The organism is Methylobacterium bullatum (assembly GCF_014845095.1).
Lineage (GTDB): Bacteria > Pseudomonadota > Alphaproteobacteria > Rhizobiales > Beijerinckiaceae > Methylobacterium > Methylobacterium bullatum.
The window spans coordinates 1-25,890 of sequence record NZ_NKUG01000050.1; the positions used below are offsets into that span (position 1 = coordinate 1).

Here is a 25,890-nt window from a genome sequence, read left to right on the forward strand (position 1 = left end):
CCTCATCCTGAGGCGCCGGAGCGTAGCGGAGGCCTCGAAGGAGGGCTCCAGAGAACGCCGCGCCCCCTGGAGGCCTCCTTCGAGGCCGCTTGCGCGGCACCTCAGGATGAGGTCGTTGGATTGGGGGGAGGGAAAGATCGCGCCGGCTCGCCTATCCTCGCCACCGACTCCTCCGGCCCCGTGCCGGTGGTCTACCGCCGCCAGGGCGACGACAACCTGCTGGTCGAATACGGGCCGATGGCCCTCGATATCGGCATCCGCCTGCGGGTCCACCTCCTGGCCGAAGCGGTGGCCGAGGCGCGGTTGCCCGGTCTCATCGACCTGACGCCGGGTATCCGCTCGCTCCAGATCCATTACGACGGCACCACGCTGCCGCGATCCCGTCTCCTCGGGCAGTTGCGCGAGATCGAGGCCGCCCTGCCCGCCGTCGAGGACGTGACGGTGCCGAGCCGCGTGGTCCATCTGCCCCTGTCCTGGAACGACCCCCAGGCCGAACTCGCCATGCGCAAGTACCAGGAGCTTGTGCGCCCCAACGCGCCCTGGTGCCCCTCGAACATCGAGTTCATCCGCCGCATCAACGGGTTGGAGTCGGAAGCTGACGTAAAACGCATCATCTTCGATGCGAGCTATCTCGTGATGGGACTGGGGGACGTCTATCTCGGCGCGCCGGTGGCGACACCAGTGGACCCGCGCCACCGCCTCGTCACCACCAAGTACAACCCCGCCCGTACCTGGACGCCGGAGAACGCGGTGGGCATCGGCGGCGCCTATATGTGCATCTACGGCATGGAGGGGCCGGGCGGGTACCAGCTCTTCGGCCGCACCATCCAGATCTGGAACACCTGGCGGATGACGAAGGAATTCGTCCCCGGTCATCCCTGGCTGCTGCGCCCGTTCGACCGCATCCGCTTCTTCCCCGTGAGCCACGACGAGCTGATGGAGGCGCGCGCCGCCTTCCCGCACGGGGCCTACCCGCTGACCATTGAGGAGGGCACGTTCTCCTATGCCGAGCACCGGGCCGAGCTCGCCCGCAACGCCGTCGAGATCACGCAGGCCAAGCTGCGCCAGCAGACCGCCTTCGAGACCGAGCGGCAGCGCTGGCAGGATGAGGGGCTCGACAGTTTCGTCGCCGACGAGGGTGCGCCCGTGGGCGAGGAGGACGCGGTGCCGGCCGGTCTTGTTGGTGTGCCGACCACCGTGCCGGGCAATGTCTGGAAGGTGCTGGTCGAGGAAGGCCAGAGCGTCGCGGCCGGCGAGACGGTGGCGATCCTCGAATCGATGAAGATGGAGATCGCCGTGTCCGCCCCGGTGGCGGGAATCGTGCGTGAGGTCCGGGTGAAGCCGGGCCGCACCCTGCGCGGCGGCGATCTCGTCGCCATCCTCCAAGAGATCTGAGCAGGTGAGAGAGCCGACCGACATGCTGCCGACCATCCTCGACCTGTCGACCCTGCGCGCCCTTTACGCGTCGGGCCGTGCCACCCCCGTCACCGTTGCTGAGGCCGTCGCCGAAAGGATGGAGGCGTCGACGGACCCCGCCATCTTCATCACCGCCCTCGACCGGGAAGCGTTGGTGAGCGCGGCGCGGGACCTGATGGCGCGCCACCCCGAGCCGAACTCGTTGCCGCTCTGGGGCGTGCCCTTCGCGGTGAAGGACAATATCGACGTCGCCGGCCTGCCGACGACGGCGGCCTGCCCGGCCTTCGCCTACGATGCGAAAGCGGATGCCGAGGTGGTGGCGCGCCTCAAGGCGGCGGGTGCGTTCTGCACGGGCAAGACCAATCTCGACCAGTTCGCCACCGGCCTCAACGGCACCCGCTCGCCCTACGGCGCGCCGCGCAGCGTGTTCAGTGCCGCCCATGTCTCGGGCGGGTCGAGCTCCGGCTCTGCCGTCGCCGTGGCGGCGGGGCTCGCGAGCTTTTCGTTGGGCACCGACACGGCCGGCTCCGGCCGCGTGCCGGCGATGTTCAACAACCTCGTGGGGATCAAGCCGACGCCGGGCCTGTTCAGCACGACGGGTCTCGTCCCCGCCTGCCGCAGCCTCGACTGCATCAGCATCTTCGCGGCGACCGTGGGCGACGGTCTCGCGATCCGCCGCGTTGCGGAGGGGCTCGACGCCGCCGATCCGTTCTCGCGGCGGGCGGTGCCGCATTCCCTCCCCGCCCGGGGCCTGCGCTTCGGCGTCCCGACCCCGGCCGAGCGCGAGTTCTACGGCGATGCCGAGCGCGAGGCGCTCTACGATGCGGCCATCGCCCGCCTCGAAGCGCTGGGCGCCGTGGCGGTGCCGTTCGATTACGCGCCGTTCCGCGAGATCGCGACCCTGCTCTATAACGGGCCGTGGGTCGCCGAGCGCCTGGCCGCCATCGCCGGGTTCTTCGCCGGGAACGCCGACGCCCTCGACCCGAGCGTGAGGAGCATCGTCGAGTCCGCCAAGGACTACAGCGCCGTCGATGCGTTCGAGGGCCGCTACGCGTTCGAGGCCCTGCGGCGGCGCACCGAGGCGACCTGGGCGGAGGTCGACATCCTGCTCCTGCCGACCTCGCCCACCACCTACACGGTGGAAGAGATGCTGGCCGACCCGATCCGCCTCAACAGCCATTTCGGGCATTACACCAACTTCGCCAACCTTCTCGGCCTCGCCGCGATCGCGGTGCCCGGAGGCTTCGGCGCCGATGGATTGCCCGGCGGCGTGACGCTCGTCGGCCCCGGCTTCAGCGACGAGGCTTTGGGCCACTGGGCCGACGCGCTCCACCGCGCGGCGGAGTGCGGAATGGGGATCGCGCGCGACGCGGTTCCGCCCGAGGCGAGCCGGGTGCCGGCCCCGGAGGCGGACGAGATCGCCATCGCGGTGGTGGGCGCCCATCTCACGGGCCTGCCTCTCAACCACCAGCTCACCGATCTCGGCGGCAGGAAGGTGCGGGCGGCGCGGACCTCGGGCGCGTACCGCCTCTACGCCCTGCCCGGCACCCGGCCGGCCAAGCCCGGCCTGGTCCACGAGCCGGGCTTTGCCGGCGGCGGGCTGGAGGTCGAGATCTGGGCACTGCCCCCGGCGGGCTTCGGCCGCTTCACCGCCGCGATCCCCGCCCCCCTCGGCATCGGCAAGCTCACCCTGGAGGACGGCTCGGACGTCTCCGGGTTCCTGTGCGAGGCCCATGCGGTGGCGGGCGCCGAGGACATCACAATCCACGGCGGCTGGCGCGCCTATCTCGCCTCCCGCTGAAGCGTCCCGTCAGGGCGCGGGCTGCGATCCGGCCTCCGGCGAAGCGGGAATCCCGCCCCCCGGCGACCACAGCCGCTCGCCAAAGAAGCGCTCGCGCAGGAGCATCACCAGGGCCGCGCGCTTGTGCGGGAAATCGAAGGTCTTGATCCGCGCGAAGCCCGACCGCTCCAGGTTGCGCAATTGCTGGACATGGTCCGCCTTGGGCTCGCCGACGATCCGCTCCGTGCGCGGGTCGTCGAGGAAGAGCGCGTGCATCAGCGAGGGTAGCCAGGCCGAGATGTAGGCCTTGCCGCGAAACCGGCTCTCGCCGATCAGGACATGCCAGCCGCGATCGTAATCCTGCACGTCGTAGAACGGGGCGAGGCGGTTCTCCTTGGCCCAGTAGATCTCGAAATAGCCGAAGGCCTCTCCGCCGATCGTTCCGATCAGCGGGATCATGTGCGGGTCGGCGATGAGGCCCGCGAGATAGGCCTCGTGCTTGTCGCGCCCGCCGGCCTCGCCCCAGGCGGCATCGACCACCGGATCGTTGAACCAGCGATGCAGGGTATCGACGTCGTCGATTGTGGCGGCGCGGAACGCCACGGCCTGTCCGAGCCAGGGGGTGAAGCGGGAATAGATCACGCCCTTGGGCTTCGGCGGCCGTTGCGGATGGCGCTTGCCGCCGCTCATCACCGGCCGCGCCGGAAAATCGCGCGCTGCCAGGTTGGCGAGCCAGGGCTCGGGCCGCTGCCACAGCATCGTCGGATCGACGCCGAGGCCGTCTCCCTCCCGCACGGCGAGGCCGCGTTCCATCAGGGGATCGGCGAGGCTGGCGAAACTCGCGGGATCGAGCCCGATCCACCCGGCCTCGGGATGGGTCGCCGAGACCGTCTCGAAGGCCGCCGTGACACCGGCGAGGACGTCTTGCGGATCGGGTCTCACCGGCTCCTCGATGGAGAGATGCGGGCCGGTTCCCCCCTGCAGGCGCAGGCGCAGACCCACCCGGCCCTCCGCCACGACGCTGAGCCGGTCGCCGTCGCGATAGACGTCCAGGGGACGGCCCGTCGCTTCGCCGCATCGAAAGGGTGCTGTCGTCCGAAGCATCGCGTCTCGTCGTTGGCTGGAACAGGCATCCGCGAAGCGGGACGCCCTTTTGGGAGAGGACGACCGGCGGCGCGGTAAATTTAGTGGCGCGCACGAAACTCCCGCTGATCGCGCGCGGCGCGGCCGGACGACCCGGCACCGTCCGGTCCGCGTCCTCACCTCACACGGCCTATCTAACGCGTTGCGGGTAAGGTATTCTCGATACAACCGATCACGATCCGAAGATGTCGCCGCTCATGCAATGGATGATCCGCGGCCATGCAAAGCCGCGATTCGGGCGGGTGCGGTGTCTTCCGGCAGCATAAGTCCTTCCCAGCGAGCCTAAATCTCCACCAAACCATGATTCTCGACTATCCGATACGAGTTTAGAAGACTTCTAATTCAAATATTTTCTGACAAAAGCGCCCTTGTAAGTCTGCGAAATTTCCCACTTTAGCCTCGTTATCTGAGGTGGGGGTGGCACTTGCCCGGCTGTTTGGCGCGGCGGGGTGGCTTCGCCCGGTTTCGTCCTGGCCTGCACATTCGAAGAAGGTCGTCCATGGGACAACGTCATACGCACGAGACGCGCCGCGACATCGACGCTCCGCTCCTGGCCGTTCTCGTCGCCGAACAATCGGGCCTGGTCGCCTACGCGACGCAGATCCTGCACGATCGCTCGGCGGCCGAGGACGTGGTGCAGGAGGTGGTGCTCAAGCTTTGCGAGGAGCCGGCCGCCGACCTGCGGCAGGGCCGCCGCATCGAGGCGCCGGTGCCTTACCTGCGGCGGATGGTGCGGAACGCCGCCATCGACTGGGCGCGCCGGACCTTGCGCGAGCGCTGCCGCTTCGTGCCGGACGAACTGGCCGAGGCCGTCGCCGCTCCCTGCGCCTGCCCTCAGGATCGTCTCGAACAATGCCAGGCCCTGAAGGCCGCCCTGGCCGCACTGGAGACGACGTCGGAGCGCACCCGCCGGGTCTTCCTCGCCCACAGGATCGACGGCGTGCCGCAGACCGTCCTCGCCCGCGAGAACGGCGTCTCCCCGACGCTGGTGAATTTCATGATCCGCGACGGCACGGCCCTGTGCCGATCCGCGGCGTCCTGAGCAGGTCTCGCACCGGTACGGACCACCGCCATCCGGCAGGGGACGCTTTCAGGGAAAGGGGGTCGGATGGCGCTCGAAGCGACGTCCGATGGCGCTCGAAAGCACCGTCTCGTGGCGGTGGCGATGACGCGCGCCACGATCGTCACAAGATCGTTGTTCACCAGGGACTTGAAAGAAACCTGGTGGAGCTGAGCGGGATCGAACCGCTGACCTCCGCAGTGCGATTGCGGCGCTCTCCCATCTGAGCTACAGCCCCGTTCCGAGGTGCCGGCCTTGTAGGCGCGCGTACCTCGACCTGTCAATTCCGGAATTCCCGACGTTAGACCCGAGCCTGACAAGGCGGGGCGAACGAGGACATCAGACCGCGCATGTATGCTCTTCTCTGGCTCTTCGACACCGTCGTGCAGCTCTTCATCTATGTGCTCATCGCCAGCGCCGTGCTGAGCTGGCTCGTGGCCTTCAACGTGGTCAACGTGCGCAACCCGATCGTCTCCCAGATCGGCGAGGTGCTGTATCGGCTGACCGAGCCGGTCCTTCGCCCGATCCGCAGCATCCTGCCCAATCTCGGCGGCATCGACCTGTCGCCGATCGTCCTCGTGCTCCTGCTGCTCTTCGTGAGCCGCCTCCTGCACGAGGTCATTCCGCCCCAGACCGTCGTCTATGGCGGCTGAGGCCGCGCCGCGCTGAAGGCACAAGAAACACTCCGAGGGACGACCAAGAGATGAAGACCAATCCCGGCCGATTCTTCGAGGATTACCGACTCGGCGAGACCATCCGCCATGCCACGCCGCGCACGGTGACGAGCGGTGACGTCGCGCTCTATACCTCGCTCTACGGGCCACGCTTCGCGGTGCAGTCCTCGGATGCTTTCGCCAAGGCGATCGGCTACCCGCAGAGCCCGCTCGACGACCTCCTCACCTTCCACGTCGTGTTCGGCAAGACGGTGCCGGACATCTCCTTGAACGCACTCGCCAATCTCGGCTACGCCGAGGGCGGCTTCCGCCGGCCGGTCTATCCCGGCGAGACCCTGTCCACGGTCTCCGAGGTGATCGGCCTCAAGGAAAGCTCGAACCGCCAGACCGGCGTGGTCTACGTCCGCTCCACCGGGTCCGACGCCAACGGCGAGACGGTTCTGAGCTATTGCCGCTGGGTGCTGGTCAAGAAGCGCGATCCGGAAGCGAAGATCGAGCAGGAGCACGTCCCGACCTTCGCCAAGGTTGTCGACCCGGCCGATCTCGCCGGCGCCCTGCCGCCGCTGAACGTCGGCGCCTACGATCTCGACCTTGCCGGCTCTCCGCACCGGTTCGGCGACTACGTGGTCGGCGAGAAGATCGACCATGTCGATGGCATGACCGTCGAGGAGGCCGAGCACCAGATCGCCACGCGCCTCTACCAGAACACCGCCAAGGTGCATTTCGACGGCTTCGCCGCCAAGGATACCCGGTTCGGCCGTCGCCTGATCTATGGCGGCGTGGTGATCTCGCTGGCCCGCGCGCTGAGCTTCAACGGCCTCGGCAACGCCTTCGCGCTGGCCGGCATCAATGCCGGTCGCCACGTGGCGCCGCTCTTTGCCGGTGATACGGTCTATGCCTGGAGTGAAGTGCTTGAAGCCGCAGAGCTTCCCGGCCGTTCCGATATCGGCGCCCTGCGCCTGCGTACCGTGGCTACCAAGAACCAGCCCTGCGGCGCCCATCCGGACAAGACCGGCGACGGCTACGACCCCGCCGTGATCCTCGACTTGGATTACTGGGCCTTCATGCCGCGCTGACGCGTGCTCAACTCCCGGCGAACAGGCCCATCACGGTTTGCCGCAGCGGGTTCTCGGGGTTCGACAGCAACCGGATCGCCATCGCGCAGGCGATGGTGACCAGCAGCGGCCGGATCAGCTTCGCACCGAGGCGGATCGCCAGGATCGAGCCGATCTGGGCCCCGATGAAGGCTCCGAAGGCCATGGCGATGCCGATGGTCCAGACCACATGGCCCGAGGCCGCGAACAGAGCGAGGCTGCCGAGGTTGCTGGCGGCATTGGCGAGCTTGGTATGGGCGGTGGCGCGCACCACGCCGAGGCCGAGGAGCGTCACGAACCCGATCATGTAGAACGCGCCGGCGCCCGGGCCGAACACACCGTCGTAGAAGCCGACGGCGGGCGCCCAAGTGAGCGCGAACAGGCCGGGCCGCATCCGCGCCGCCGCGTCCTCGCTGCTCATCCGCCGGGCGAAAGCGAAATAGAACGCGATCCCGATCAGCAGCACAGGAACGGCCGCGTCGAGGACGGGGCGCGGCAGTAAGCTAACGCAGAGCGCACCGCCGATCGAGGCAAGACCGGCGGCAAGCGCGATCTTCCAGGCCGCCGGCCAATGGATGTGGCCCCGCCGCGCGAAAGCGATGGTCGATGAGACGGCCCCCGCACTGCCCTGAAGCTTGTTGGTGGCGATGGCGCTCACCGGATCGAGTCCGGAGAGGAGCAGGGCCGGCACCGTGATGAGGCCGCCGCCGCCCGCGATGGCATCGACACACCCGGCCGCCACGGCCACCGCGAACAGGCTCGCGACGAGGCTGATGTCGACACCCAAGATCATTCCGTTCTCTCCTCCGTCCGGTCGCGACCGACCGAATGCCGGCGGGAGGCGGATGGTTCTTTTAGTTGCGCACGATCACCTTCGTGCCGACCTTCACCCGGTCGTAGAGGTCGACCACATCCTTGTTGGTCATGCGGATGCAGCCCGACGAGACGGCGGCGCCCATGGTCTCCGGCTCGTTGGAGCCGTGGATACGGTAGAGCGAGGAGCCGAGATACATCGCCCGTGCGCCAAGGGGGTTGTCCTGGCCGCCGGCCATGAAGCGAGGCAGGTCGGGCCGCCGCGCCAGCATCTGCGCCGGAGGGCGCCAAGCCGGCCATTCCTTCTTCATCGTCACCGACTTCTGGCCGGACCAGGAGAAGCCCTGACGGCCCACCCCGACCCCGTAGCGCACAGCCTGGCCACCGCCGAGCACATAGTAGAGCCGCCGCTGACTCGTCGAAACCACGATGGTGCCGGGCTTCTCCGCCCCCTTCCACGCAATCGTCTCGCGCGGGATCGCCTGCTCCTTGAAAATGTTCATGAAGTCGGCGATCGGCCCGCTGTCGAACGGGTTGCCGGCGCTGGCGCCGCCGCACGTGGCGAAGCCCATGCCCATCGCGAGAACCGTGGCGGCGAAAAGGGAGCGCGTGCCCATTGTAATCGTCTCCGTCCGGACCTGGACAGGCGGCGCGTTGCACCCCGTCTCCCATTCCGGCGAGGTCCAGCCTCGATGAGCCGGACTTCAGATGATCGGGCCGGCAGACTTGGCCGGATGGTTAAGGACGGTCAACCCGCTGCGATGCGAACGGAATATGCTGTGGGATTGGAGCAACGGCTGTGATTCGAACTGCCATTCGACTGTTTGACAGAATGTCGCAGGTTATTGCGTTGCGGGAACTTTCGCACCACCCTCAGTTTCGTGACCTCATCGCCGACCAGTTCCGCCGCTGCCCCTCTGGAGGCAGGATGCTTCGCTTCGACCGCCCCGAAAGGGCAGGCGGTCGTCCGTCTGCGCTCGGCGCTGTCGACCATGCTGGTGTTGCTCTCCCTGCTCGTGATGGTGCTGTCGAGCCTCCCGCAAGGGTTGTGGGCCGGTGGCGTCGGGGCGCCGGTCTCGAGCCAGTGGCCCGATGGTTTCACGAGCCAGGGCGAAGCGCCTTCGACTGGTTCCGCATCGCATCTGGAGATCGACGACGCTGTGACGCCGTCCTCCCTATCTGGATCGCGGCTCCTCGGTGAAGCCTTGGAGCCGGCCTTGCGAGGTCGTTCCGCCCTGTCGCTCGGGATCAGCGCGGATGCACCGCTCTACCGCCCTCCCAGGACGACGGCGTGAGAGCTTGGCCGCGGCGTTTTGACCACCCGGCCGCGTAGATCGTCCTTTTACCGGCTCGCGTCGCGCGATCGCCAAGATTGTGAACGATTTCTGAAGCCGTGATGTGTGTGGTCGGCCCCTAGTCGGCCGACGCATGCCCAATGACGCCATGGCCGCCTCGCGTGGCCCAGCGATTGCCACGGTGCCGAAGTCGCTTCGCGGATCTTCGCCCGGGACTTGAGTGTCAGAGCTGCCAATCCGCCGGGCGGGTTGCGATCGACCGCGTATCGCACAGGAGCGAAATCATCGTGACGTCTACTGCCCTCCGTACCCGACGTGTCTGGCCGGCCTCCCTGGCTGCTGCCTCCGTCATGGTCGCCCTGTCCGCCTGCAATCAGAAGCAGCAGGCCGCGGCTCCGGTTCCGAGCCCACCCGCCGAAGTGAGCATCGTCACCGTCCGCGAGCAGCCGATCCCTTATCTCCGCGACCTCCCCGGCCGCGTCGCGCCCCTGCGCATCGCCGAAGTGCGTTCCCGCGTCTCCGGTCTCGTGGTCAAGCGCACGTTCGAACAGGGCAGCTTGGTCAAGGAAGGCGACATCCTCTACAAGATCGATCCCGCCCCGTTCGAGGCGGAACTCGCCAGCGCAGAGGCAGCGCTCGCCCGCACGGAGGCCGCCCAGGTTCTCGCCGGCCAGCAGGCCGACCGACTCGAGCAGCTCCTGTCCCGCCAGACCGCGAGCCAGGCGCAGTACGATAGCGCCTATGCCGGCCTGAAACAGGCCCAGGCCGAAGTCGCCGGCGCCAAAGCCGCCCGCGACCGGGCCAAGCTGAACCTCAACTATACCGACGTCCGCGCCCCGATCTCCGGCCGGATCGGCCGCGCCCTTCTCACCGAGGGTACGTTGGTGGAACAGGGGGCCACCGCCAACCTCGCCACGATCCAGCAACTCGATCCGATCTACGTGGACATCACCCAGTCCGTCGGCGAGCTGAACAAGCTCCGCAGGGACCTCGCCAGCGGCGAACTCTCGCGCCTGTCCAACGACACCGCCAACGCGCATCTGATTATGGATGACGGTTCTCTCTACGGCTCGGCCGGCAAGGTGCTGTTCTCCGATGTCACCGCCGATCCGAGTACCGGACAGGTCACCCTGCGCGTGCTCTTCCCGAACCCGCATGACGAGCTGTTCCCGGGCATGTATGTCCGCGCCCGCATCAAGCAGGGCATCGACGTCGATGCCATCGCGGTGCCTCAGCAGGCGATCCAGCGCACCAATGACGGCAAGGCCGAGGTCTGGGTGGTCGGCAAGGATGACAAGGTGATGCTCCAGCCTGTGGAGGTCGGACCCGTCGTCGATTCCCAGTGGGTCATTCGCGACGGGCTCAAGTCCGGCGACCGCGTCGTCGTGGAGGGCGTCCAGAAGATATCGGTCGGTTCGTCGGTCAAGACCGTCGAGATGAAGGTGGCTGCCCAGGCGGAGGCCAAACCCTACGATACCGATCTCGACGACAAGTCGGCCGCCGCGCAGCCCGCTTCCGCTCAGGTGCGCTGAACCATGGCCCGCTTCTTCATCGATCGCCCGATCTTCGCATGGGTCGTTGCGCTTTTCATCTGCCTCGGCGGGATCTTGTCGATTCCGAGCCTGCCGGTGGCGCAGTATCCCGTCATCGCTCCGCCCTCGATCGCCCTCTCCACCTCCTATCCCGGAGCGTCGGTCGAGAACCTCTATACCGGCACCACCCGCCTCATCGAGGATGAGCTCAACGGCGCGGCCAACATCCTCAGTTTCGAATCCGCGAGCGATGCGTTCGGTGTCATCGAAATCACGGCGCAGTTTCAGCCGGGCACGGATTCAAGTCTCGCGGGCGTCGAGGTTCAGAACCGCCTCAAGCGCGTCGAGGCGCGCCTGCCGGCCGAGGTACGCCAGCAGGGCACGCTGGTTGAGGAAGCCTCAGCCGCGACACTGAACATCATCACCCTGATCTCGCCCGACAAGTCGATGGACGAGATTGCGCTGGGCGACTTCCTCATCCGCAACGTCATCAACGAGATCCGCCGTATCCCCGGTGTGGGTCGCGCAACGCTCTACTCCACCGAGCGCAGTCTCCGCATCTGGATCGATTCCGACAAACTACGCGGCCTGTCCCTGAACGCGTCCGACGTCTCGAAGGCGATCACCAACCAGAACGTCCAGATCGCATCGGGCGCCGTCGGCGCCATGCCGAGCCCGGCCTCGAACACCGTTAACTTTCCCATCATAGTCAAGGGTCAGATGACGGCGCCTGAGGAGTTCGGCGCCATCGTCCTGCGAGCCAACCCGGACGGGTCGAATGTGCGCCTGCGCGACATCGCCCGGATCGAGCTCGGCGGTGAAGACTATAAGTTCACCACCCGCCTGAACGGCGGTGAAGCGGCGGGCATCTCGGTGACCCTGGCGCCGGACGGCAACGCCCTCGAGACCGCCTCCGCCATCCGCGCGAAGATGGAGGAGCTGTCGCAGTTCTTCCCGTCCAACGTGCAATGGGACATCCCCTACGACATCACGCCCGCCGTCGAGGCCTCGATCAAGAAGGTGCTGATGACGCTGGTAGAGGCCGTCATCCTCGTCTTCGTGGTGATGTTCCTGTTCCTCCAGAACATCCGTTACACCCTGATCCCGACCATCGTCGTTCCGATTGCCCTCATGGGGACCTGCACGGTGATGTTACTCGCCGGCTTTTCGGTGAACGTGCTGACGATGTTCGGCATGGTGCTGGCCATTGGCATCCTCGTCGACGACGCCATCGTGGTCGTCGAGAATGTCGAGCGCATCATGAACGAGGAAGGGCTGTCTCCGAAGGAGGCGACCCGAAAGGCGATGAGCCAGATCACCGGCGCCATCATCGGCATCACCCTGGTGCTGATCGCCGTCTTCATCCCGATGGCGTTCTTCCCCGGCTCGGTGGGCATCATCTACCGTCAGTTCTCCATTGCCATGGTGACGTCCATCGGCTTCTCGGCGCTTCTCGCCCTGACGCTGACGCCGGCTCTCTGCGCCACCCTGCTCAAGCCCATCGAGAAGGGCCACGGCCATTCCAAGGGCGGCGTGTTCGGCTGGTTCAACCGGATCGTCGACCGCGAGACCGCGCGGTACGGCCGCGGCGTGGCAGGGATGATCAAGCGCTCGGGCCGGGTGATGATAGTCTACCTCGCCCTCGTCATCGGACTCGCCTTCGCCTTCGTGCGGATGCCGGAAGGCTTCCTTCCGGTGGAGGACCAGGGCTTCTTCACGGTCGATATCCAGACTCCTCCCGGCTCGTCCTTCAACCGCACCCTCAACGCCGTGAAGGCGGTGGAGGAGCACCTGATGGCCCAGTCCGGCGTCGCCACGGTGACGGTGGTCAACGGCTTCTCGTTCTCCGGTCAGGGCCAGGTGACGAGCCAGGCCTTCGTGACGCTGAAGCCCTGGGGTGAGCGCGATGCGGCCAACTCGGCGGCTGCCTTGGTGGAGGGGACCAACAAGGCGCTCGGCACCTATAAGGACGCCGTGATCCAGGCGCTTGAGCCGCCGCCGATCGACAACCTCGGCAACGCTTCGGGCTTCAGTTTCCGCCTTCAGGATCGTGCCCAGAAGGGCTACTCGGCCCTGATGGCTGCACAGGAGCAACTGCTCTCCCTCGCGAAGAAAAGCCCGATCCTGCAGAAGGTTTATGTCGAGGGGTTACCTCCGGCACCGCAAGCGGAACTCGTCATTGATCGCGAGAAGGCGGCGGCCCTGGGCGTCGACTTCGAGGAGATCAACAACACGATCCAGGTCAATCTCGGTTCGGTCTATACCAACGACTTCCCGAACCGGGGCAAGATGCAGCGCGTGATCGTGCAAGCCGAGGACAGCCAGCGCCTCAAGGCGGCCGACCTGCTGAATTACGGGGTGAAGAACAGCCAGGGCGCGATGGTGCCGATGTCGTCCTTCGCCGATCTCAAATGGAGTGTCGGGCCGGCGCAGATCATCGGCTTCAACGGCTACCAGTCGGTGCGCATCACCGGCGAGCCGGCAGCGGGCTACACCTCCGGCGATGCGATCGCCGAGATGGAGCGTCTGATGCAGCAGTTGCCCAAGGGCTTCGGCTACATTTGGACTGGCCAGTCGCTGCAGGAGAAGCAGGCCGGCAGTCAGGCGACGCTGCTGCTGGCCCTGTCGATCCTGATCGTGTTCCTGTGCCTCGCCGCCCTTTACGAGAGCTGGTCGATCCCGTTCTCGGTGCTACTGGTGATCCCGCTCGGCGTCATCGGTTCGGTGGCGGCGGTCTACCTGAGGGGCATGCCCAACGACGTCTACTTCAAGATCGGGCTCATCACGATCATCGGCCTCTCGGCCAAGAACGCGATCCTGATCGTGGAGTTCGCCAAGGACCTGTGGCGGCCGGGCAAGTCCCTGGTCGATGCGACCATCGAAGCCTCCACGCTCCGCTTCCGGCCGATCGTGATGACCTCCCTGGCCTTCATCTTCGGTGTGGTGCCCCTGGCTATCGCCTCGGGCGCGGCTTCGAAGAGCCAGCAGGCCATCGGTACAGGCGTGCTCGGCGGCATGATTTCCGCCACGATCCTGGCAGTTCTCTTCGTGCCGGTCTTCTTCGTCTTCGTCATGCGCCTGTTCAGGACGAAGCCGGTCGAGCACGAGCCGAAAGCGGCCGAGACGGGTTCGATTCCGTCGAGCCATCACGCTCCGGCGGAGTAGGATCGGTTCTTCTTCTCATACCGGGAGAGGAGCCTCGACACGAAAAAGGCCTGGAGCCGGGGAGAACCCGGTTCCAGGCCTTTTTTCTTGAGATACTCACTTGGCGGCCGGGCTGACTGCCCGGTCGCCGCCTCTTAACGGAAGGCTCAGGCAGTCTCGAGCAGGCGGCGGGCGATGACCTGGGCCTGGATCTCCGCGGCACCCTCGAAGATTGAGAGGATGCGCGCATCGCAGAGCACACGGCTCACCGCGTACTCCAGCGCGAAGCCGTTGCCGCCATGGATCTGGAGGGCATTGTCCGCTGCCGCCCAGGCGACGCGGGCGCCGAGCAACTTGGCCATGCCGGCCTCGAGATCACAGCGCTTGCCCTCATCCTTCTCGCGGGCGGAGAAGTAGGTGAGCTGGCGCGCGATGTTGATCTCCACCGCCATCATGGCGATCTTGTCGGCGACGCGGGGGAAGTTGATCAGTGCCTTGCCGAACTGCACCCGATCCTCGGCGTAGCGCAGGCCGAGGTCGAGGGCGTTCTGCGCCACGCCGATGGCGCGGGCCGCCGTCTGGATGCGGGCGGATTCGAAGGTCTGCATGAGCTGGGTGAAGCCCTTGCCTTCGACTTCGCCGAGGAGGTTGGCCGCCGGCACTTCGAAATTGTCGAAGGCGAGCTCGTATTCCTTCATGCCGCGATAGCCGAGCACGTGGATCTCGCCGCCGGACAGGCCGGCCACCGGGAAGGGATCCGCATCGGTGCCGCGCGGCTTTTCAGCAACGAGGAGCGACAGACCCCGGTGACCCTTTTCCTCGGGCTTGGTGCGCACGAGGCAGGTCATGATGTCGGCGCGGACCGGATGCGTGATCCAGGTCTTGTTGCCCGAGATCTTCCAGACGTCGCCGTCCTTCACGGCCTTGGTCCGGAGGGACGCGAGGTCGGAGCCGGTATTCGGCTCGGTGAACACGGCGGTAGGGAGCGTGTCGCCCGAGGCGATGCCCGGAAGGAAGCGATGCTTCTGCTCCTCGGTGCCGCCACACAGGATCAGTTCGGCGGCAATCTCCGAGCGTGTGCCCAGCGACCCGACGCCGATATAGGCGCGGGAGAGTTCCTCCGAGACCACGCACATGGAGATCTTCGGCAAGCCCATGCCGCCGTATTCCTCCGGAATCGTGAGGCCGAAGACGCCGAGCTCGGCCATCTTGGTGACGATCTCCATGGGGATGTAGGCGTTCTGGCTGTGCCACTCATGGGCGTGCGGCACGACTTCGGCGAGACCGAAGCGGCGCATCTCCGAACGGATCGCTTCCATGTCCTCGTCGAGACCGGATTTGCCGATAGTGGCAGAGCCGCCGTTATCGCGGATGCGTGCCACGAGTGCGGCGCGGTTCTCAGGCGTGTTGCCCTCGGCGATCATGCTCTCGACGGCATCCGTCCGGAACTTCATGACCTCGCGGGCGGACAACCCCAGCGAGCCGGTCGGACGCACGATCTCGCCCTGGCTCATGGGAATGCCGGAGAACATCTGGTCGAGATATTCTCCGATACCGATCTTCACGAGGAGCGCCTCCGTCTCCCCGAACTCACCGGTTTCGGTCAGGCGCGCCGCATAGGCGCCGAGCTCCCGCACGCCCTCGGCATAGGTGGCGAGCCAGGCGAGGCCGTGGGCCGCATGCTGCTCGGCCTCGAGCTTCTCAGGCGAGATCTTGCCCTCGGCGGAGAGGACCTTCGCGCGAACTCGGCGGGTCGCCTCGGCGACGAGGGCCTTGGCGGCTTCGCCGGCGCCCTGGGCCAGTGTCAGCAGATCCTGCGGTTCGGTGGAGATGGCCGGGGAAGCGGACATGGTTCGAATCTCTCAAATCAGAATGAGGGTTGGCGCTCATTATAGGCAGGTTTGCCAAGTCTGTAGAGGCGTCTCGCCGCAGCGCGGCACTATCCCACCTGAATTCATTATTTCTTGCCGTGAAAAGCCTGGTTCTGCTCGGCAAAGCCATGAGATCTGAATTTTATTGAGAGACGAATCAAAGAAAAACTCATCTTCGGCTGGCGACCGCGACCCCAATCGTGGCCACCGCCATGCCGGCCATCTGAATCGGGGCCAGTGTCTCGCCGAACAGGAGATAGGCCATTGCCGCCGAGACCGGAGGGACCAGGAAGAGCAGGGAGGCGACGCCGGCCACCTCGCCGCGCCGGATCAGGGCGAGAAGAAGCAGGATACCCGCCACCGAATTCACCAGGATCGACCACGCCAGTCCGCCCCAGAGCGGCAGGGACGCGTCGAAACGGCCGGTGCCGAACAGAAGCGCCGCCGGCACGGCAAGGAACGCGGCCCCGACGAACTGGATCGCCGCATTCGGCAGCAATTCGGCCTGCCCCGCATGGCTTTTCTGCCACAAAGTGCCGATGGTCATCGCCACCATGGCCCCGAGGCAGGCAACGAGAGGCAACGCCGGGATGCCGGACGCGTCCGCCGCACCGATCTTCGGGGCGAGCACGAGAAGCGCACCGGCAAAGCCCGTGGCGATCCCGGCCCAGCGACGCGGGCTGACGACCTCGCCGAGGAACGGTCGCGCCATCGCTGCCGTCAGAAGGGGCTGGAGACTGCCGACCAGGGCAGCGATGCCCGATGGCAGACCACGCTCCACCGACCAGAATACGCCGATGACGTAGATGCCCTGCATCAGCACGCCGGCCACCAGGGCATCGCGCCATCCCGCGCGGCTGCGAGGCCACCTCGCGCCGAGGCCGAAGGTGATGACGCCCAGAACGATGGCGACGCCGACGAGCCGGACGGCGACGAAGGTGAAGGCCTCCGCATGGGGCGCCACGAAACGTGCGGCGACGAAGCCCGACGCCCAGATCAGGACGAAGACCGACGAGACCACGGGAGCGGGCAAGGTGCGGGTTGGGGAAGCCGGCGTATCGACTGACATGACGGTGGCGCAGGCAACACACCGAACCGCTGAACACAAGCCGCACCGGTAACGGGCGGTACTGCATCGACCTGACGACCGACCCGGACGTTGCGCCGTCGCCCGGCCTCGCGTTTAGACAGTCTGTATCGTCGAGCCCCACAGATCACGAGAAGCGCCCCACCTGCCGTGAGCCGTCTCCGCAACAGCGCCAACATCGCCAGCCTCGCCGCCCAGCGCTTCGTCTCACATGACGGCTGGGCGATCGCGAGCCATATCGCTCTCTCGATCCTGACCTCGCTGTTTCCCTTCCTGATCCTGCTCGCGGCTTTGGCCGGCCTCCTTGGCACCAAGTCGCTCGCCGACGAAGCCGGCATCCTCATTTTCGATGCGTGGCCTCGCGAGGTGGCCAAACCCATTGCCGGGGAGGTTCACCGGGTGCTCACCGAGCAGCGCGGCGGCGTGCTCACCATCGGTGCTCTCCTTGCCCTCTACTTCTCGTCCTCGGGTGTCGAAAGCCTGAGGGTGGGGCTCAACCGTGCCTATGGCCTGCGCGAGACCAGGCCATGGTGGCTCACCCGCCTCGAATCGATCGGCTATGTCGTCTGCGGCGCCTTCGCCATGCTCGCCTTCGCCCTGCTGGTTGTCCTGGGGCCGCTGATCTGGCGCAGGGTCATCGACGTGGCGCCGGGGCTCGAGCCGTTGAGCCTCACTGTCGCCCTCGGCCGCATCGGCATCACCGCCTTTCTTCTCGCGGCGGTTCTCGTCATCGCCCACAAATTCGTGGCGGCTGGCCGCCGTCCGATCCTCTCGGTGCTGCCCGGCGTCGTGGTGACGCTGGTGCTTTGGTTCCTGGCCGGCCTCGGGTTCGGCTTCTACCTCGACCGATTCTCCACCGCTTACGCCTCCACCTATGGCGGATTGGCGACCGCGATGGTCTTTCTGGTTTTTCTCTACTGGCTCGCCGCGATGTTCCTGTTCGGTGGCGAAATCAATGGCACCGTCATTGCAGCACGACGCCAGCGGCTCCAGGCCCGGATGCTGGCGAGACAGGCCGAGGCGCGCCGGCACTGAAGCAGGGTGCCGCCGCCGGCATGCCGACATCCACCTGTGACCTTCGCGGCCTATGCCGAACGGTCTCGCGCGGGCATGAGGGCGGCAGGGCTGGCGCGATGGTCGGTCGGAGGTTCAAGGGTAATGCGCATCAGGTTCGGCTGCGAGATGGGCTATGACTTCGCCTATCCTACTCCGATGATCGTCCGGTTGACGGCGCATCCGAGCCGGTTCGCGCGCTCGACCGAGCCGGACCGTCTGGCCATCGGCCCCGAGACGCCGCACGAAGTGTTCATCGACGATTTCGGCAACCGGTGCTGCCGCCTCGTGGCACCGGCGGGGGCGGTGACCCTGTCGGTGGAGGGCTGGCTCGATGATGACGGCGATCTCGATCCGGTCGTGCCGCACGCGATCCAGCATCCCATCGAGGATCTGCCTCTGGAGGCCCTGCCCTTCCTGGTGGCGAGCCGCTACTGCGAATCCGATCTGCTCTCGAACGAAGCGTGGCGCCTGTTCGGCGATGTCCCGCCTGGATGGGCCCGCGCTCAGGCGGTCTGCGATTGGGTCCACGGCCATATCAGCTTCGGCTACGGCTATTCGAACGTAGACCGCACCGCTGCAGATGCCCTCGCCGTCGGGCGCGGGGTCTGTCGCGACTATGCTCACCTGTTCGTAGCGTTCTGCCGTGGCCTCAACATGCCGACGCGTTATTGCACCGGCTATCTCAGTTTCATCGGCGAACCAGAGCCGCATGCGCCCGGGGATTTCGCCGCCTGGACCGAAGTCTATCTCGGCGGCGCGTGGCATGTCTTCGACCCGCGGAACAACGCTCCTCGTCGGGGCCGCATCCTCGTCGCCCGGGGGCGCGATGCGGCGGATGTTCCATTGACCCATACGTTTGGATCGAACGTGCTGACGAAGTTCCGGGTCTGGGCTGAGGAAGAGGCGGAGATCGAGACCTCCGTCGGATAGTTCCCGGAGTGGCCCCCTCCCCGACTCCGGGGGAGGGGCGTTCATCTTAGGCCGCGAGTGCGAGGGCGGGCTCGGAGGCGTCCGCACCGGCCATGAACTGCGCCCGGGCGAGGTCGGCGAAGCGGCCGTTCTCCGCGACGAGTTCCTCGAAGGTTCCCGATTCGACGATCCGGCCCTCGTGGAAGACGAGGATGCGGTCGGCGTTGCGAATCGTCGCCAGACGGTGGGCGATGACGAAGGTGGTCCGGCCTTCCATCACGGCCTCGAGGGCACCCTGCAACTTGCGCTCTGTGGTCGCATCGAGAGCCGACGTCGCCTCGTCGAGGATCAGCACCGGCGGGTTCTTGAGCAACGCGCGGGCAATGGAGAGGCGCTGACGTTCGCCGCCGGAGAGCGAGCGGCCGCGCTCGCCGATGATCGTGTCGAGACCGTCGAACTGGCGATCCATGAACTCCGTCGCCTGGGCGCGGTCGAGGGCGTCGAGCATCTCCGCATCGGTGGCATCGGGACGGCCGACTTGGAGATTCTCGCGGATCGAGCGGGCGAACAGCATCGGCTCCTGGAACACCACGCCGATGTTGTGGCGCAGGGAGGCGAGGCCGATATCGCGGATGTCGGTACCGTCGATACGGATCGCGCCGGTATCCGGGTCGAACGCACGGTGCAGCAGACCCAGTGTGGTCGACTTACCCGAGCCGGTGGTTCCGACGAGGGCGATGGTTTGCCCGGCCTGCGCCGTGAAGGAGACACTCTCCACGGCCTGGCGGCGCGGGGTGTAGGAGAAGCCGACCTGATCGAAGGAGACCTCGCCCTCGAAACGGGCCACCTGCATGGCGCCGGGACGATCGTGGACGGCCGGGGTCGTGTCCAAGATCTCGAAATACTCGGCGATCTTGGGCATCTGCTGGAACAGGCCGTTGATGCAGGTGGCGACCTGATCGAGACGGGCGACGAGCATGGTGGCAAGGCTCATGAAGGCCACCACTTCGCCGATCGAGGCCATGCCGTGCTGATGCAGGGCGATACCCGTGATGAAGATGGCCGTCATGGTCAGGGTGGCGGCGGCGCGGGTCGCGACATTGGCGAGCGCCCACCACGACAGGACCGGGATCTGGGCCGCGAGCAGGTTGCGAATGATGCCGTGCATGGCCTCCTTCTCCGCCTTGGCGCGGGTGAAGGACTGGATGACGGCCACGTTGCCGAGGGCGTCGGAGGCATGGGCGGCAAGGCCCGACTGGTAGGCCTCGACCCGGCCCTGCAGCATCTCGGTGCGGCGCATGACGAAGGTGGTGAGCACGGTGAACATCGTCACCAGTACGACCAGGATCGAGCCGAGCTGCCAGTTCACGAACAGGGTCATCGGCAGGAGGACGGCCAGGGACACGACGGCGACGAAATGATCGCGGAAGAAGCCGAGCCAGAGCCAGAACATGCCGTTCGATCCTTCCAGCATCGCCTTCAGGACGCGGCCGGAATGGTTCGAGGAATGGAAGGCCAGGGGCAGTTCCAGCACATGCTCGAAGTAATTCGCCATCGAGGCGAGACGATTGCGATGGGCCAGCCGGTCCGCATGCAGTGCGATGGTGACGCCAGCCGCGATGGTGAACAGGCCGAAGGCGACCCATGCGCCGATGAGCGGCGCCAGTGTCGAGAAGGCGTTACCGTCGCTCGTCAGATGCGTCAGCTGATCGATGATTCGCCCCATGAGCAGCGGCTCGGCGAAAGCCGCGACCGCGAGGGCCACATTGGCGACAGCGAGTAGGGCTGCCAAGCGCCGATCGGCGCCCAGTAGGCCCATGACGCGCGCATAGAGACGAACCAACGGCATGACGACGTGTGCTCCGATGCCAATCACGGCGCGGTCCCTTTTGCCGGAACCTTCGCCCTCAACCCTTCGCCTTCGACCCGGCCCCCATTCATCGGAGATCGCAAGCCATTCGGCGTGCTCGGCTTATCGCAAGGCCACCCTGAACGGCGAATGACAGGAATGCGCCGGGCGGACCGTTATCCTTTACGGTTCGTTCAGCGCGTCCGCCTAACTCTGGCCAAGTCGCTTTCCGCTCGGATGCTGTTCCGCGGTGCTGGGTAAGCCGACCAGGGTTCACCATGGATCTCGCAACCGGTATCGGGCTTCTCGGCGGCTTCGGTGTCGTCTTCACCCTGATCATGATCGATGGCGGCAACTTCGCCGCCTTTTTCGACAAGCACGCGGTCATCGTCATCTTCGGCGGTTCCACCGCGGCCACGATGATCCGTTTTCCGTTCGCCACGATGATGCATGGCCTGCCGATGGGCATGCGCTACGCCTTCACCATGCGGGCGATCAGACCGCGCGAACTCATCGAGGAGATCACCAAGATCGCCGATGTCGTGCGGAAATCCGGCCCGATGGCGCTGGAGAATATGGAGATCTCCGATCCCTTCCTGGCTCAGGGCGCCCGCTACATCGCCGACGGCTACGACCGCGAGTTCATCCGCGACACGATGGAGCGCGACCGCGACAACTTCCTCATGCATCTCGACGAGGGCTCGAAGATCTACCGCGCTTTCGGGGACTGCGCCCCCGCCTGGGGCATGATCGGCACCATTCTCGGCATGGTGACGATGTTCGCCAACATGTCGGACCCCTCCAAGCTCGGCCCCGCCATGGCGACCGCGCTGCTCGCGACTCTCTACGGCGCGCTGATTTCCAACATGATCGCGCTCCCGCTCGCCGACAAGCTGCACGTGAAGCTGGAGGAGGAGGACGTCTCACGCTCCCTCATCATCGACGGCATCCTGCTCATCCGCGACTCGAAGAGCTCGTCCCTCGTGCGCGAGATGCTGGTCGCTTATCTGCCGCACAACCACCGCGACGACCTCGCGGCGGAAGCAGCCTAGCGGGAAGAGGGGTAATCGGCCGTGGCCAGGAAGAAGCGCGGAGGCCATGGCGGTCACGGATGGTTCGTGACCTTCGCCGATCTCATGGCGCTGCTCATGAGCTTCTTCGTGATGATCGCAGCCTATTCCACCCAGGACCAGAAGAAGATGCAGGCCGTGGCCGGCTCCATGCGCGATGCGTTTGGCGTCAACAAGGAATCGCGCTTTTCCGGCATCATCGAGGTGAACGGCCTGCCAACGCCGGGGAATATCAAGAACCGCAGCGATATCGCGCCGGAACAAGCCACCGATCGGCCAAAGCCGCCGGATAACGACTCGAATGCCCCGGAAGGGATTCAGGACAGCGGCTATCCGGAAGCGTTCGGCCTTGCCGCCGCCAGTCTGCGTCAGGCGATGCAGGACATGCCCGAGATCTCGGAACTCTCGAAGAACATCATCGTCAATCCGACGCAGAAGGGCGTCGATCTCTCGCTTGTGGATCAGGACGGCAGCACGATGTTCCCACACGGGTCGAGCCGCCCGAACGATCGGACCCGGCGCCTTCTTGAGAAACTCGCCCCCGTCATTCGAAAGCTGCCCAACCGTATCACCGTCACGGGCTATACCGCCACGGACCGGCCCGGAACGCGCCCCCCTGCCCCGCCCTGGGAGCTCTCGGCCGGTCGCGCCATCAGCGTGCGGGAAATCCTCGCCAGCGCCGGCGTGCCCGACGATCGCTTCGCTTCGGTCTCCGGCAAGGCGGATACCGAGCCGCTCTTTCCGGACAACCCGTACCTGTCCTCGAACCGGCGCGTGACGGTGACGCTCATGGGCGAGCAGGCACCGACGCCGCGCTCGATGAAGCTGCCCTGAGAAGAGCGCGGGATCACTCGGCGACCAGCAGCGCCCAATAGACCTTGTATTTCGAATTGGGTGCATAGGCCGTGGCGATGCCCATGCGTGTCGCCCGAGGGGCCAGCATGACGGCGTTATGGGCGGGGCTGTCGCGCCATCCCGAGAAGGCCTCCGCCAAGGTGTGGTAGCCGGCGGAAAGATTGGCCTGCGCGCCCGCATAGCCGAGCCGCTGCACCGCGACCTTAACAGTCTGGGCTTGGCTCGGCTTGTCGGCGGCCGCCATCGCCGCCGCCTCGGCTTCAGCCAGACGCTGCAGGTCCGGGTCGATCCGTAGTGGGGCACCGCCGCTTCGCGCACGATAGGCCGAGATCATGTCACGCGCGGTCGCCGTATCGACCGATGCGCCGGAGGTGGTCATCGGCCAGTACAGGCTCGGGAGCGCACCGGTGGTCGGTGCTTCCTTGGCGCAGCCGGATAGCGCCAGACCGCCCAGAAGCGCGAGGCCGAAAACCCGGAATCCCATCGTCATCGTTCTGGCCCCGCCTTCATCGTCGATCGTGTCGGTCTACGACACCTCCGCAGGGCTCCTACGCCGGTTCGGTTCACGGGGCGTTGCCGAGCGCATCGGCTCGGCTTCCTCGTTCGCGGAAGGGCTGACCTGCCGGTCATCGACCTCTTCCGCCTGAGCCGGCCGATCCTGGCTCCGGTTTTGCGCGAACACGCCGGCGATCTGCCCGAGCGCGGTCTGGACCGGCTCCAGACCCTGGACGGTGACGACGCTCGATCCGGGGCCGAGAGCCGGGATGAACCCTGCGCCGGACAAGGCTTGAAACACGGAAAAGTTCAGGTCGCTCGTGACCTTCAGGCCCATGCTGACATCGACGATCATCGCGATCAGTTCGAATTCGAGGAAGGGATCGCCGATCTTGCGGAACACCACTCGCGGCGCCGGCTCCTTCAGCACGTCCGGATGGGCAGAGGCGCAGGCCACCAGCATCTCGGCGGCACGGACCGGATCCTGGTTGCGCAGGACGTTGACGGTGATGGTGACGCGGCCGGTGCGGTCGCCACGAACCCGGTTCTTCACGATACCCGAGATGAGGTTCGAGTTCGGCACGATCACCGCCGAACGATCAAAGGTCTGGATCTCGGTGGAGCGCACCGAGATGCGCTTCACGATGCCCTCGCTGTCGCCGATGAGCACCTGATCGCCGACGCGAATCGGTCGCTCCCACAGCAGCAGCAGGCCCGAGACGAAGTTGTTGACGATGGATTGAAGGCCGAAACCGATACCGACCGAGAGCGCACCGGCGACGATGGTCAGCTTTTCGAGGCTCAAGCCCAGATAGGAGAAGGCCAGCGCCAGGGCGATCAGGAATCCGCAATAGCCGGTGATGGTGGAGATGGAGTTGCGCAAACCGGCGTCGAGGTCGGTGGCCGGCAGGTAGGTCTGTTCCAGCCAGCGCTGGACCGCGCGCGTGATGACGACGCCGATGACAAGCAGCCCCACCGCATACGCGATGGTAGAGAGCGAGATCGTCACGTCTCCAACTTTGAAGCCGAAGAAGGCGCTGCGCACGGAGGTAAAGACATCGGTGGAATCGAGTCCCCAGGGCGCGAGCGCCAGCAGGGCGGCCACCAGGATCAGAACGACCCGGGCGAGCCCGGTCGACAGAACGGCGATCTGGTTGATCGAGCGCTTACGCAGACCGGTATTGGCCTGAAGCGCTGTGGCGAAGCGGGTCTCGTCCTTGAGCGTACCGCCGATGAATGTGTCGGCGCTGGAGATCAGGAGGTAGAGTAACGCGATCAGGCACGCCGTCCAGACCAACTGGTCGATGAGGAAGGCGGCGAAGGCGACATAGCCGACGAGGGGCGCGATGCCGATGACGATGACGGCTGCCCATCCGAGGAGACGCGCCGGTCCGCCGATCGTGGTGGTGGATTCCGGCGCGACGTAGGGACCGAAACACGCCTCCTCCTTGTCCGCCGTGTCGGCGAAGCGATGCAGGCCGATGGCGAGGATCAGGATGGTGGCGAGGGCGCCGATGCCACGGGTGGCGATGGAGATCGACAGGGCGGCGTAGATGCCGGAATTGAGCGCCTCGATGGACTTCACCACGGTGATCACCGTGGCGATGCCGACGGCGAGCCGCGTCAGCCGCGACGCGGTCGAATCGCTGAGCGGTGCCGGGCGCCAGGACGGCTTTTCCGGCGACAGTAGCGCATCGCACAGGGCTTCGACGAAGGCGATGAAGGCGAGGCCGCCGAGGATGGCGCCGGCCACCGGCATGAGTCGCTGCGGCAGCAGGTCCGTGGAATCGAGAGCGTAATAGACGGCGTAGCTTCCCACCACCGCCGGCACGGTGCCGAGGAGGAAGACGCGCCAGGCCGCCATCAGCTTCATGCGCTGAGTCGGATCGACCACGCTCTGGCTGCGCCGCCCGAGGCGCGGGGCGATGTTCCGGCGTCCGAAATACAGCGCCACGGAGATGCCCAGAGCTACCCCGAGCAGGAGGAGATTCCAGATCGATCCGTTGCGGCCGAACAGGCCGGCGATGTCGGTGACGGCGGCTTGCAGAGCCCGTATGTCGCGCGGGACATCGTCGGCGATACGCATCCAAAGGTCGGGATTCACCAGTGCCGACGAGCGCTCGAACAGGCCGCGGGTGAAAGCCGCCCTCCGCTTGTTGGTGATCTGGTCAATGATCTGGTCGCTCTGCACGAGGAGCGATTTCGCCAGCCGTTGTGTCTCGTCGATCTCCGCGACCGCATGTTCGCGCTCGACCCGCTCCTTGGCGACGTCCTCGCCCTCCTCGCCTTCCTTCGGCTTCGGCCCGAGCTGCGTCAGGCGCTCGCGGGCGGCTTCGAGGCGCGGGGTGGTGGCATCGATGATTTGACGGATTCGGTCTGCGATGGCGTCGAGGCCGTCGCGTGCTTTCAGCAGGTTGGCGGGATCGACGTTGCGGCCTGCGAGAAGCTTCTCGCGCTCGTCGAGATTGGCCTTGGCTTCGTCGAGCCGGTCGCGGACATTCTTGATCGCCTCCGACACCGCCTGTTTCGGTGCTGGCGGCTTCGCGGCCGGAGCGGGGGCTGTAACAGCGGGTGGGACGGCGGCGGGCGGCGGCTTTACCGGCTCCGTCTGCGCGGGGGCGGCGCCCGCCGCCCCCGCGCAGACGGAGCCGGTAAAGCCGCCGCCCGACGCCGACCCACCCGCAGTTTCAGCCCCCGCTCCGGCCTCGAAGCCGCCAGCACCGAAACAGGCCGTGTGCGGGGGGTTA

20 protein-coding genes and 1 tRNA gene are annotated in these 25,890 nt (G+C 66.3%); 12 read left to right on the forward strand and 9 right to left on the reverse strand.

What is annotated here, in order from left to right:
• Together MBTS_RS07435 and atzF are read left to right on the forward strand one after the other, a co-directional pair.
• Window positions 1–1,395: carboxyltransferase domain-containing protein (locus MBTS_RS07435; protein ID WP_244973516.1), on the forward strand; the 1,395-nt coding region annotated here is incomplete at its 5' end.
• 22 nt (window positions 1,396–1,417) lie between these two features.
• Window positions 1,418–3,217 (forward strand): allophanate hydrolase, encoded by a 1,800-nt coding sequence (gene atzF, locus MBTS_RS07440; protein WP_147832164.1) that lies wholly within the window; start codon window positions 1,418–1,420, stop codon window positions 3,215–3,217.
• Window positions 3,218–3,226: 9 nt separating this feature from the next.
• Here the strand turns inward: atzF and MBTS_RS07445 are convergent, their stop codons facing one another.
• The gene (locus MBTS_RS07445; protein WP_192215340.1) at window positions 3,227–4,300 is read right to left on the reverse strand and encodes a GNAT family N-acetyltransferase; all 1,074 of its coding nucleotides are present in this window, start codon (window positions 4,298–4,300) and stop codon (window positions 3,227–3,229) included.
• 538 nt (window positions 4,301–4,838) lie between these two features.
• Between MBTS_RS07445 and MBTS_RS07450 the strand changes: the two genes are divergently transcribed.
• On the forward strand, window positions 4,839–5,381 hold the full coding sequence (locus MBTS_RS07450) for a sigma-70 family RNA polymerase sigma factor (RefSeq protein ID WP_018043062.1): 543 nt from the start codon (window positions 4,839–4,841) through the stop codon (window positions 5,379–5,381).
• A 180-nt stretch (window positions 5,382–5,561) separates the two neighbouring features.
• On the opposite strand, the gene MBTS_RS07455 is transcribed toward MBTS_RS07450, so the two are convergent.
• Window positions 5,562–5,637 (reverse strand) — tRNA-Ala (locus tag MBTS_RS07455).
• A 112-nt stretch (window positions 5,638–5,749) separates the two neighbouring features.
• On the opposite strand from MBTS_RS07455, the gene MBTS_RS07460 reads away from it, so the two are divergent.
• Together MBTS_RS07460 and MBTS_RS07465 are read left to right on the forward strand one after the other, a co-directional pair.
• Window positions 5,750–6,052, forward strand: coding sequence for a YggT family protein (locus MBTS_RS07460; protein ID WP_018043061.1), 303 nt, complete (start codon window positions 5,750–5,752; stop codon window positions 6,050–6,052).
• 50 nt (window positions 6,053–6,102) lie between these two features.
• Entirely contained in the window at window positions 6,103–7,149 is a 1,047-nt protein-coding gene (locus tag MBTS_RS07465; protein ID WP_056141443.1) for a MaoC family dehydratase, read from the forward strand.
• 7 nt (window positions 7,150–7,156) lie between these two features.
• Here MBTS_RS07465 and MBTS_RS07470 read toward each other — a convergent pair whose 3' ends face one another.
• Window positions 7,157–7,960, reverse strand: a complete 804-nt coding sequence (locus MBTS_RS07470) for a TSUP family transporter (protein ID WP_373321312.1) — start codon at window positions 7,958–7,960, stop codon at window positions 7,157–7,159.
• A gap of 61 nt (window positions 7,961–8,021) precedes the next feature.
• Window positions 8,022–8,558: a L,D-transpeptidase gene (locus MBTS_RS07475; RefSeq protein ID WP_081739709.1), complete on the reverse strand. Its 537-nt coding sequence runs from the start codon at window positions 8,556–8,558 to the stop codon at window positions 8,022–8,024.
• A gap of 414 nt (window positions 8,559–8,972) precedes the next feature.
• On the opposite strand from MBTS_RS07475, the gene MBTS_RS07480 reads away from it, so the two are divergent.
• From MBTS_RS07480 to MBTS_RS07490, 3 genes are all read left to right on the forward strand, one after another.
• Window positions 8,973–9,275 carry a hypothetical protein gene (locus tag MBTS_RS07480; RefSeq protein WP_056141439.1) on the forward strand — a complete coding sequence of 101 codons (303 nt, stop codon included), beginning with the start codon at window positions 8,973–8,975 and terminating at the stop codon, window positions 9,273–9,275.
• Between the two features lie 350 nt (window positions 9,276–9,625).
• Window positions 9,626–10,807 carry an efflux RND transporter periplasmic adaptor subunit gene (locus tag MBTS_RS07485; RefSeq protein ID WP_018043056.1) on the forward strand — a complete coding sequence of 394 codons (1,182 nt, stop codon included), beginning with the start codon at window positions 9,626–9,628 and terminating at the stop codon, window positions 10,805–10,807.
• Window positions 10,808–10,810: 3 nt separating this feature from the next.
• Window positions 10,811–13,972, forward strand: coding sequence for a multidrug efflux RND transporter permease subunit (locus MBTS_RS07490; protein ID WP_147832156.1), 3,162 nt, complete (start codon window positions 10,811–10,813; stop codon window positions 13,970–13,972).
• Between the two features lie 146 nt (window positions 13,973–14,118).
• Here MBTS_RS07490 and MBTS_RS07495 read toward each other — a convergent pair whose 3' ends face one another.
• Window positions 14,119–15,801, reverse strand: a complete 1,683-nt coding sequence (locus MBTS_RS07495; RefSeq protein WP_018043054.1) for an acyl-CoA dehydrogenase family protein — start codon at window positions 15,799–15,801, stop codon at window positions 14,119–14,121.
• Window positions 15,802–15,991: 190 nt separating this feature from the next.
• Window positions 15,992–16,891 carry a DMT family transporter gene (locus MBTS_RS07500; protein ID WP_147832154.1) on the reverse strand — a complete coding sequence of 300 codons (900 nt, stop codon included), beginning with the start codon at window positions 16,889–16,891 and terminating at the stop codon, window positions 15,992–15,994.
• 168 nt (window positions 16,892–17,059) lie between these two features.
• On the opposite strand from MBTS_RS07500, the gene MBTS_RS07505 reads away from it, so the two are divergent.
• Together MBTS_RS07505 and MBTS_RS07510 are read left to right on the forward strand one after the other, a co-directional pair.
• Complete coding sequence (locus tag MBTS_RS07505; RefSeq protein WP_056141417.1) at window positions 17,060–17,944, forward strand: YihY/virulence factor BrkB family protein; 885 nt, start codon at window positions 17,060–17,062, stop codon at window positions 17,942–17,944.
• Window positions 17,945–18,067: 123 nt separating this feature from the next.
• Complete coding sequence (locus tag MBTS_RS07510) at window positions 18,068–18,895, forward strand: transglutaminase-like domain-containing protein (protein WP_056141414.1); 828 nt, start codon at window positions 18,068–18,070, stop codon at window positions 18,893–18,895.
• Window positions 18,896–18,941: 46 nt separating this feature from the next.
• Here the strand turns inward: MBTS_RS07510 and MBTS_RS07515 are convergent, their stop codons facing one another.
• Window positions 18,942–20,723 carry a glucan ABC transporter ATP-binding protein/ permease gene (locus MBTS_RS07515; protein ID WP_192215341.1) on the reverse strand — a complete coding sequence of 594 codons (1,782 nt, stop codon included), beginning with the start codon at window positions 20,721–20,723 and terminating at the stop codon, window positions 18,942–18,944.
• 278 nt (window positions 20,724–21,001) lie between these two features.
• On the opposite strand from MBTS_RS07515, the gene MBTS_RS07520 reads away from it, so the two are divergent.
• Both MBTS_RS07520 and MBTS_RS07525 read left to right on the forward strand, forming a co-directional pair.
• Window positions 21,002–21,775 carry a motility protein A gene (locus MBTS_RS07520; protein WP_018043049.1) on the forward strand — a complete coding sequence of 258 codons (774 nt, stop codon included), beginning with the start codon at window positions 21,002–21,004 and terminating at the stop codon, window positions 21,773–21,775.
• 21 nt (window positions 21,776–21,796) lie between these two features.
• Window positions 21,797–22,627: an OmpA/MotB family protein gene (locus MBTS_RS07525; RefSeq protein WP_056141408.1), complete on the forward strand. Its 831-nt coding sequence runs from the start codon at window positions 21,797–21,799 to the stop codon at window positions 22,625–22,627.
• A 13-nt stretch (window positions 22,628–22,640) separates the two neighbouring features.
• On the opposite strand, the gene MBTS_RS07530 is transcribed toward MBTS_RS07525, so the two are convergent.
• Window positions 22,641–23,138: a CAP domain-containing protein gene (locus MBTS_RS07530; RefSeq protein WP_018043047.1), complete on the reverse strand. Its 498-nt coding sequence runs from the start codon at window positions 23,136–23,138 to the stop codon at window positions 22,641–22,643.
• Between the two features lie 36 nt (window positions 23,139–23,174).
• The coding region (locus tag MBTS_RS07535; protein ID WP_244973517.1) for a DUF3772 domain-containing protein at window positions 23,175–25,890 on the reverse strand (2,716 nt) is incomplete at its 5' end.

Bases quoted from the DNA above. Each gene is read 5' to 3' on its own strand.
- MBTS_RS07520 (WP_018043049.1), top strand. From the start codon at position 21,002: ATGGATCTCGCAACCGGTATCGGGCTTCTCGGCGGCTTCGGTGTCGTC.
- MBTS_RS07485 (WP_018043056.1), top strand. From the start codon at position 9,626: ATGGTCGCCCTGTCCGCCTGCAATCAGAAGCAGCAGGCCGCGGCTCCG.
- MBTS_RS07490 (WP_147832156.1), top strand. From the start codon at position 10,811: ATGGCCCGCTTCTTCATCGATCGCCCGATCTTCGCATGGGTCGTTGCG.
- MBTS_RS07465 (WP_056141443.1), top strand. From the start codon at position 6,103: ATGAAGACCAATCCCGGCCGATTCTTCGAGGATTACCGACTCGGCGAG.
- MBTS_RS07460 (WP_018043061.1), top strand. From the start codon at position 5,750: ATGTATGCTCTTCTCTGGCTCTTCGACACCGTCGTGCAGCTCTTCATC.
- MBTS_RS07510 (WP_056141414.1), top strand. From the start codon at position 18,068: ATGCGCATCAGGTTCGGCTGCGAGATGGGCTATGACTTCGCCTATCCT.
- MBTS_RS07530 (WP_018043047.1), bottom strand. From the start codon at position 23,138: ATGACGATGGGATTCCGGGTTTTCGGCCTCGCGCTTCTGGGCGGTCTG.
- MBTS_RS07450 (WP_018043062.1), top strand. From the start codon at position 4,839: ATGGGACAACGTCATACGCACGAGACGCGCCGCGACATCGACGCTCCG.
- MBTS_RS07445 (WP_192215340.1), bottom strand. From the start codon at position 4,300: ATGCTTCGGACGACAGCACCCTTTCGATGCGGCGAAGCGACGGGCCGT.
- MBTS_RS07515 (WP_192215341.1), bottom strand. From the start codon at position 20,723: ATGCCGTTGGTTCGTCTCTATGCGCGCGTCATGGGCCTACTGGGCGCC.
- atzF (WP_147832164.1), top strand. From the start codon at position 1,418: ATGCTGCCGACCATCCTCGACCTGTCGACCCTGCGCGCCCTTTACGCG.
- MBTS_RS07495 (WP_018043054.1), bottom strand. From the start codon at position 15,801: ATGTCCGCTTCCCCGGCCATCTCCACCGAACCGCAGGATCTGCTGACA.
- MBTS_RS07470 (WP_373321312.1), bottom strand. From the start codon at position 7,960: ATGATCTTGGGTGTCGACATCAGCCTCGTCGCGAGCCTGTTCGCGGTG.
- MBTS_RS07475 (WP_081739709.1), bottom strand. From the start codon at position 8,558: ATGGGCATGGGCTTCGCCACGTGCGGCGGCGCCAGCGCCGGCAACCCG.
- MBTS_RS07480 (WP_056141439.1), top strand. From the start codon at position 8,973: ATGCTGGTGTTGCTCTCCCTGCTCGTGATGGTGCTGTCGAGCCTCCCG.
- MBTS_RS07500 (WP_147832154.1), bottom strand. From the start codon at position 16,891: ATGTCAGTCGATACGCCGGCTTCCCCAACCCGCACCTTGCCCGCTCCC.